The organism is Nitrosospira sp. NpAV (genome assembly GCF_000832065.1).
GTDB lineage: Bacteria > Pseudomonadota > Gammaproteobacteria > Burkholderiales > Nitrosomonadaceae > Nitrosospira.
On record NZ_JXQM01000055.1, the window covers coordinates 1 to 1,536 of the forward strand.

A 1,536-nucleotide genomic window follows, 5' to 3' on the forward strand; every position below is an offset into this window, starting at 1 on the left:
GGATGTTACCGAAAGCATGTATCCGGTTAAAAAAATAGTCCGGCGGTTCAGTACAGTTGCGTAACAAACTCAAATGAATAAATCCGCAGAGTAAAAGCAGAATGATCCTAAATCAGGCGCTTGACCGGTCGTTTTCCAGTCCAGGGTTATGATGAAGGTCATTCTGAGGCCGGTTGACCTTCATCTTCAATATCTGTCGATAGAGGATTCAGGATGATCAGTGAAACCGACATTCGTAGCGCCAAAATCCTGATTGTCGATGATCAGGAATCAAATATACAGCTGCTGGAGAGTGTGCTGGCTACTGCAAACTACACTTCCGTCACCTCGGCGATGGATCCGCATAAAGTCTATGATCTGCACCGTCAGAACCATTATGACTTGATTCTGCTCGATCTGAAAATGCCAGGCATGGATGGCTTTCAGGTGCTTGAGGCATTAAGGGAAATCGAGACGGACGGATATCTCTCCGTCCTGGTAGTTACCGCCAATCCGAACTATAAGCTGCGCGCGCTTCAATCTGGTGCCAAGGATTTCGTCAGTAAGCCATTTGATGTGGCCGAGGTGCTTGCGCGTGTTCACAACCTTTTAGAAGTGCGCCTGTTACATCAAAAGGCGCGTCATTACGCCAAAACTCAGGAATTCATGGCACTGCATGACCCATTGACCGGGCTTGCCAACAGACGACTCCTGGTCGAGAGAGTCTCTCACGCCATCATTCATGCAAAAAGAAACAATGGCATCATGGCGGTCGTATATCTGGATCTGGATGGATTCAAGGAGATCAACAATAAACTGGGTCACGATGGCGGTGATCTGCTATTGAAGCTGGTTGCGGCACGCCTGGTAGCCACAATACGGCAGGAGGATACAGTGGCTCGTTTGGGAGGCGATGAATTTGTGATTGCCATGCCATATATCACTAATGGTGATGGGGTGGCGCTTGCAGCCGAAAAAATCATCAAGGCATTGTCGCAACCCTATAGCATTCAGGGCAGGAATGTGAGTGTGACCGCCAGTGCTGGCATCGGTCTTTATCCGCGCAATGGCGAAGATGTAAAGACTCTCCTAAAAAATGCGGATATCGCTTTACTGGATGCCAAGCACGCGAGCAAAAATACTTATCGAATTTCAGAGCGTACCAATTAAACCTGAATCCAACCGCCGGATTTTAGACCAATGGCTTCATTTGTATGATTGCTTACTGTAATTAAGGTACTAGCGCTCAATCCCCATCTAGCGAATGTTCGTCACCAATAGGTAGGTGTACCAAAGAGCCATTGTTTCTTGTAATGAAGAAGATATGATATAAGTGTGAATTCAGGCAATTGGAAAAATAATCACTTACTTATAATCTATATAATCAACAGGGTATCCTACCCAAAGTTGCGGCATATTAACCAATGTCAACAAACGGACAGAAATAATGATTAGCAAACCCGACATTCTTAGCGCCAGCATCCTGATTGTTGATGATCAGGATGTCAATGTCCGGCTGCTTGAACAGATGTTGGGCGATGCCGGTTATACCCGCAT

At 46.3% G+C, this 1,536-nt stretch carries 1 protein-coding gene; it reads left to right on the forward strand.

Annotation, left to right across the window (positions count from 1 at the left end):
* Positions 1 to 213: 213 nt before the first annotated feature.
* Positions 214 to 1,149 (forward strand): diguanylate cyclase, encoded by a 936-nt coding sequence (locus tag SQ11_RS15230; RefSeq protein WP_041515052.1) that lies wholly within the window; start codon positions 214 to 216, stop codon positions 1,147 to 1,149.
* Positions 1,150 to 1,536: the final 387 nt, after the last annotated feature.